We start from the raw sequence: 6733 nt of genomic DNA, 5'->3' as shown, positions 1-6733 counted from the left end.
CTTATTAACCATTTAGAGCGAATAAGCCTCACAGCCTAAATTTACCGAATCTTTTGTCGACTGTTGATTAAAAAACAGCTGAACAATAATTGGTTCATTTCTAGTCATGAAAAGCCCCTGCAGTGAAAGAGGGGCTGGGCTAGGCTGCAATCCGGCTAGTACTACAGCGGTAGACGTGGCCATTTGTGTGGGAGCTGAGGCTTGCAATCTTCCTCCTGCTATCCTATCTTGAATTGTACGAGCCTCTCGCCAGATTTGTTGTTTTTCTAATTCCAAGGCCTGTATTTTGCTAGTAACACTATTAAGATCGCCTTGTAAGGCACTTAACTCTGTCTCTTTTGCACTAATTAATGCTTTATTGTGCTCGGATTCGGCCTTTAAAGCAGTAGTTTTAGTGCGACAAGCTTGCAAATCTAACTCTAAACGTTCCTTTATCTCTCTATAACATTGCGGGATTCCTGAAAAAACCCAAGTAATACCTTTTGCTGATAAGGAGTGGCTAAAATAGGTAGTTATCCATTCCTTGCTCTCTCTGGGATCTGTATCAGTAGTGTAGGTTATTGCTGATGGGTCAAAGGATAGGGTCGTAGCATTAACCCGTCTTTTGGTTAACTCCATGAGAAGTTCTGCACCAATATTTTCTAAACCCTGTAAACCTTGCTTTGAAGGTTGGCAACCGAGTACAAGGATTGGGATAGGATGTTTTGAGTCTTGGGGAAGTCCTTTTTGAACCAGCATATCGGCTAAGGCTGAGCAAGTATGTCCACCCATAGAATGATTACCAACATGACCTAAAAGTATTAATTGTTTATTGGGGGCATTAAGAGGTTTTAATACTTGAGGACCAACTTGTACAGGTAAGGAATCTAGATGAGCGAAAGTTCCTGGTTCTTTTCCGGTTTTCGCTAAGGCCATTGAAATATCAGCTAGATTATCATCGGAATTTGCTTGATTCGCGACAATTAAAAAAACAACATGGTGCATCGGCGTTTGCGGCAGAGGAACTTTGGATGCAGGAACAGACATTGTTGCTCTATCATTGGCATTTTAGTCTAATTATAGAGCATATTAATGTTTTTTCTATTTTTCGTTAATTAGTTTTTAGACTTGAATAAATAGCATTGTCTTTATGTTGTTGATGAGCCCAATAGCGATCACCGTAAGACCAATGCCAGTATTCTGTAGGGTAATTTACAAAACCCACTGCCGTTAAAACTTCATTCATAATCGCCCGGTTATTTTGCGCTGTTTTAGAAATGTCCTTAGAGGCAGTTAGTGAGAGTTTACCGGTAGTATCACTCATCCAATCTTTAGGATGGATTCCCATATCGATGGCCTCCCCTTTATCGTTGAGTAGATAAACATCAATAGCGCCACCTGTTGAATGCGCAGGAATATTCGGGCTGCCATCCAAATTAATAACGGGTGAAACCAACTTGATGGTTTCATTAAATAATTGTTGCTGTGACCAACCAGGGTGTTGATTTTTTACGATGCTAAACCGTTCATCAAACAAGGCCTTTTGTAAAGATAAACTTCTATAGCCTTCATAAAGACAGAAATGCAAGCCCTTAGGCAGTAGGTTTTGAGCTTTAACGAGTTTTTTATACACTGTTTCCCGCATTTTCGTGTAATCAATATTATTTGGTATCTCCGGAGAAGGTCCATAGGCAATGGTTTTTTGGGTAATTAAATTAACCATGGGTTCATGATTATCAATAATCGGAATCGCTAGTACCTCGGGACTCGCAATAAGCACAATAGGATGTTGAGTTGCATAAAGGGACATATCCACTCCAAAAACCAGCAGCAATAGGAAAAAACCAGCGAACATTTGCTTCATCTTAAAAAAAAGTGAAACGCCAGTATAACTAGGTCATGTGAATATTTCTATGGATAATTAGACCTTGCTCGGGCTCTTCTCTTGGTCGAAGAACACAGAAATTATGGTAGATAAGGGCCTAATCTAAAGCTAGGCTCTTTTTGTTTTGCTAGGCTTTGTGGCTTTTTTAACAAGCTGGGCCGGTTTTTGCATAAAATAATCATAAATGGCACGGCTGGCTAAGGCGATGGAGCGGCTGCGTGGATAGTCGCTGGCAGATTTTGATTTTACATAGACCGCTATGGCCACATGGCCTTTATTATTAGGTAGGGTGATAATACCTACGTCACTGGCAAAGCGGAAGAGTTTTTTAGAGCCTGGGTAGCGTAAATAATTAGCTTCTTGAATGGCCCAAGTGCCCGTTTTATGTGCAACTTTTACACCTCCGGGTAGTAAGCCCCTAATTCTGCTTCTTCCTGTACGACAATCTTGCATTATTTTGAGAACGAGTTGGGTGCTACTCTCGGATAAAATTTGATTTTTCTGTAATTTAACCAGTAACTTAGCCATTTCATCAGAGGTGGTGGTATCCCGCTTATCATTTTGAAATTTTTGCCAAGAGTTCGCTTTTTGGCTTAAAGGGACACTATTAAATATTTTTTGCCAAGAAAATACCGGGCGCGCTCCCTTATTCAAGAGGGAATGATCAACATGGTTAGTGTCTAAAAACATTTCTAAAATAGAGCGATTAACCACAATATTTTTAAAACCTAGATTTGCCATGTATTGAGTGACATACTTAGGCCCATTGGCTGCGTGTAGGATAGTATCGCTTGCACTATTGTCACTATTAATCAACATGTGCTTAAGAATTTGCTGAGTGGACATATTAGTCGTTTTCTTTTCAAAAATATGATAAAGACTACCAGAGCCAGGTACTGAGTTTTTAGTATCCATCTTAATCACCCGATTTAAGGATTCTTTTTTTTCATCAACACGATGTAAAAAAGCTAAAGCAATAGGGACTTTAATGGTACTGGCCATAAAGAAACGCTGCGTATTATTGTGTGCAATTTTAGTATTATTCTCTATATGGATTGCAGTTAGCCCGATAATCGTATTATTTTTCTTCTCTATAGCTTTAATTTTTTTGTCTAAATCTTTTTCGGTGATGGTGGCAAAAACAGAGAGTGAAAAAGAGACGCAAAGGAGGGCAATCAACGATTTAGTCTTGATGTTCATAAAATAAGTAATCCGTCTTTGATGAGCTTCCTTGCATAAGGAACGCGTTAAGAGCTAGTTTCGCATCATTTGAGTGTACCGGAATTGAAACGATTATTGCAATCATTTTGCGCAAGCAATTAGATTTTAGAGGAAAAGTGGTTTAATTTTAAATTTATTGTTTTAAAATGCTTGCATCAGATTTTATTTTGTTCCTTTGTGGGGTTTATATTCCTTTTGTTTAGTAAATTTCTAGAATATTCACCAACACCTGCTATGGTTTAAAGAGACCCTTTCACTATTTTGCAAAAATTTGTGCATTCGGCTGCGCAGCGAATTTTATTGCATTGATGAAAGCAGTCCTTTGATGTCTCCAGTCGTTTTATCTAATTTAACGAGTTAACCAAAAGGGGGCTTTTTTATGAAGTTTAAACGTTTTGATCCATTTCCCATTAATCCCAGACAAGCAATAAAAATTAAAAACATCGTTATGATGGGAGATAGCTTATCCGATCGCGGCACCGTGAATAAGACGCTTTTGTTTGGTTGCATTCCCATGTCCTATGTGGCTGGTTTAGAGGGGCATTCTCCGCAGGGACGCTTCACTAATGGCCGGGTTTGGAGTGATCATGTGTCGGCGCAAATTGCTAGTGATTTTACTATTCATCGCTTACAAAAAAAATGGCATTTAGATGATACCGACATTAGTGATGCGATAATTTGTGGCGATCGTAGAGTCTTAAAAGCAATTAAAGACAGTTACAGCTTAGACGATGATAAATTTATTAATTACGATGGCAAATTATGGGTAAGAAGCTATTGCGCGGGCGGTTTAACTTCCCATGACTACAGTTGGAATTTAAGTACCAGTATTGTTCGCTTTTTTACTCGTATTATTGTTTCAAAATTAACGCAAATGCGCGATCAACTACTTGGCTATGATAAAAAGCATCAGATTTCTAATGAGCACAAAGCCGAAACTCTAATTATTGAATGGTCGGGCGCTAATGATTTAGTAACTGTGAACGCTAAACCTTCAAAAGAAGAAGTAGATAAAGCAATTGCTGCTCGTACAGATAATGTGAAGAAGTTGATTGCGGCGGGTTATCGTAATTTTGTGCTCTTTAATTTGCCCAATTTATCACTAACCCCACGTTATCAAGCTTTATCAAAGGAAGAACAAGCTAATGCACAGCAATGGAGCCTTTATTTTAATGAACAATTGCAAAAAGCTTGCGAGCAATTAAACCAGGATTACCCCTATTGTTCTATTGATCCTTTTGATATCAATACAATGTTTGAACATATCTATAAAAATCCAAGCCAATATATGTTTGATGCGGATAAAAGAACCCAACCCTACATCGAGTCTAAGGAATTTGATGATCCTTCTGATGGTCTCTCGCCCGCCTCAGGTTATATGTTTTATGATGATTTACATCCCTCAGCTGACATGCATGCGCTTTTAGCCGCTTATTTTTATGATCAATTGGAGCGACGTTATGAGCTTCTGGAACCGACTCAACCTAAAATCAATAAATGCAAAGATTTGCCCGCAGATATCCTCTTAGGTGCCTTTCGTAAGCATTATGAAACACGATTACTTTCAGATCAAAACTCTTTTTTTAAAGGTTCACGTTCAAATTTAAAATTTAGAGAAGTAGACTTAACCTGTATTTTTAGACATGCACTGCAAGAAAATGGTAGCCGGACTTTAGAGGTCTTAAAGCAAATTGGGTGGTTGGATTCGAATGGGCAATTAATGTTAGAGGAGCCCGCTCTCCAAAAAGCAATGCTGCAAGCCATGACTAATGAAGATAAAAAACTGAGTACACTAACAGCATCTTAGTCGTGGTGGCGGGGGCAATAATATGTACTCTTAGAGTGCTAAAGTGTCCCCGGTTTTTCAGTGTAGCAACAGCCTGCTGTGCAAGCGGCTTCCATTTAGGGCTTAAGCTAAGTTAACGCCTTTAGAGCTTCTAAGACCCCAGAATAATGATTATAACTTGCCACGGTGAGCAAGGGTAAATCAATATTCATTGTTTTTAATTGCTTTGACAGGGCATCACTTGGTCCTAAATCCAGGATTAAATCATACTGGTATTCAGGCAGAAGCATACAAAGGCCATACCATTGTAGGGTGGTATATAGTTCTTGATCTAAAAGTTGTTTTTCTTGTTCACCATCATATATTTTATTCAAATCTAATGGGCTAAGGATGGGATAGCAGAGTGATTTAGAAAAAAGCGAGTTTAAGTAGCTTTGGAATAGGCCTTTTTTATCAGCATAAAAAGGAGTGTGCGAGGGGAGGTGGATTTCTAAAAATTGACTATGGCTTAGATGGTACTTTGGAAGTTGCTCCAGTATTTGCTTTAAATCCTTAATACGTCCGCCAATAATTAAACGCTCTTCTGAATTAATAATCGCAAGAGCGCAGCCATATTGACTACAGAGCTCTTGAATGTTAGCTAAAGTAAATTGTCCCCGAATAGACAATAAGTCATATTCAGGCTTGTCACCCTCCTTGAGAATAGACGTCATTAATTCAGTACGAAAAGCAATTGTTTCATGCATTTCTTCAATAGTGGCTTGGCTACTAGCTAAAAAAGCCGAGACTTCACCTAAGCTATAACCTGCTAGATTGACTTGATGAGCAAGCAAAGCAGGCCTTAATAAATTAAAAAGGGTATAGTGATAAGCTGCAATAATAAATTGTGAGTAGTAAGGATCTGTAAGTGACCATTGGCCGCATAATAGGTCTATTTTAAGCACTGAGGATAGCTTTTCAAGTAGGTTTTCTGCCATTTTATCCCCCTGAAAAAGGCGGAATAAATCATTGCTATGGTAACCTTGGCCTGCAAAGAGACATAAGACCTTCATTATTATTTTCCTGAAAAGAGATAATGTAAAAAATACAATACACTTAACATATCAGCAACGCCCCCTGGACTAATATTTTTTTGGGAGAATAAGTGATGTAGCTCGATGGTTTGCTGCAAAGCGTGTTGTCTATCATGAAAAGATATCGCCTGAATCTGTTGGCGTGCAAATGCTAAACCCTGTTTTCCGGTACGATATAAGATATTAATATCGTCTATAGTCAATAAAAGACGTTGATAGGCCATCAAACCAAAAAATACTTTATCCTCTACATTTTCTCTTAATTCATGATAAAGCTCGAATACTAATTGATAACCTTCTATAGCAATTTGTTTGGCATCAGCAACGGCATATTTGTGTTTTACCAGTGCCCCATGGGTATTTTCATTGCGATGATGTTTTTCTAAAAAAACAGACCAATCATTAATAATGGCCTGATGTAAGTCTCTGCTGGAGAAGGCTCGGTATTTCATAGTTAATTTACACACTGAAGTACAAAAAATACCTAGGGCAAAAATTGCGCCGCGATGTGTATTAATCCCCCCTGTGATTCTATGCATGCGTTGCTCTGCCTGTTTTCCCCAATTAACAAGAATATGGGGTGATGCGTTTAATGCTGCTTGTAAGCCGGCTTGAAAAAAATAATGGCGAAGACCAAACAGACTACGCAAAAATAGAGCCCCATCCATATCTGATATAGGCGCGGATTTTTAGACGAAAAAAAGGTATTTTTAAGAGCTATTCTTCTAATATAAGAGGGGAATAGAATGACCAAAAAGCGAAATTATTACACTGCATCAAAAAAATCAA

Annotated in this window: 6 protein-coding genes; 1 reads left to right on the top strand and 5 read right to left on the bottom strand. The window is 38.4% G+C overall.

Translation table 11 applies throughout. The features are described from left to right. Nucleotides 1–12 precede the first annotated feature (12 nt). From ELY15_RS12465 to bla, 3 genes are all read right to left on the bottom strand, one after another. Nucleotides 13–1026 carry a hypothetical protein gene (locus ELY15_RS12465; RefSeq protein WP_127100519.1) on the bottom strand — a complete coding sequence of 338 codons (1014 nt, stop codon included), beginning with the start codon at nucleotides 1024–1026 and terminating at the stop codon, nucleotides 13–15. Nucleotides 1027–1090: 64 nt separating this feature from the next. After that, nucleotides 1091–1789 (bottom strand): M15 family metallopeptidase, encoded by a 699-nt coding sequence (locus tag ELY15_RS12460; protein ID WP_127100521.1) that lies wholly within the window; start codon nucleotides 1787–1789, stop codon nucleotides 1091–1093. A gap of 183 nt (nucleotides 1790–1972) precedes the next feature. Continuing rightward, complete coding sequence (bla, locus tag ELY15_RS12455; protein WP_127100517.1) at nucleotides 1973–3064, bottom strand: class A beta-lactamase; 1092 nt, start codon at nucleotides 3062–3064, stop codon at nucleotides 1973–1975. 400 nt (nucleotides 3065–3464) lie between these two features. On the opposite strand from bla, the gene ELY15_RS12450 reads away from it, so the two are divergent. Next, entirely contained in the window at nucleotides 3465–4892 is a 1428-nt protein-coding gene (locus ELY15_RS12450) for an SGNH/GDSL hydrolase family protein (RefSeq protein ID WP_127100515.1), read from the top strand. Between the two features lie 107 nt (nucleotides 4893–4999). Here the strand turns inward: ELY15_RS12450 and ELY15_RS12445 are convergent, their stop codons facing one another. Both ELY15_RS12445 and ELY15_RS12440 read right to left on the bottom strand, forming a co-directional pair. Then, a complete protein-coding gene (locus ELY15_RS12445) occupies nucleotides 5000–5923 on the bottom strand; it encodes an ACP S-malonyltransferase (RefSeq protein WP_127100513.1) in 924 nt (307 codons plus the stop codon). Nucleotides 5924–5925: 2 nt separating this feature from the next. After that, entirely contained in the window at nucleotides 5926–6612 is a 687-nt protein-coding gene (locus ELY15_RS12440) for a triphosphoribosyl-dephospho-CoA synthase (protein ID WP_255411105.1), read from the bottom strand. Between the last annotated feature and the right edge of the window lie 121 nt (nucleotides 6613–6733).

Source organism: Legionella sp. km772, assembly GCF_003989735.1.
In the GTDB taxonomy this organism is placed as follows: Bacteria; Pseudomonadota; Gammaproteobacteria; order Legionellales; family Legionellaceae; genus Legionella.
The sequence above is the reverse complement of the archived record's forward strand: the minus strand, read 5'-3'. Positions and strand labels throughout refer to the sequence as shown.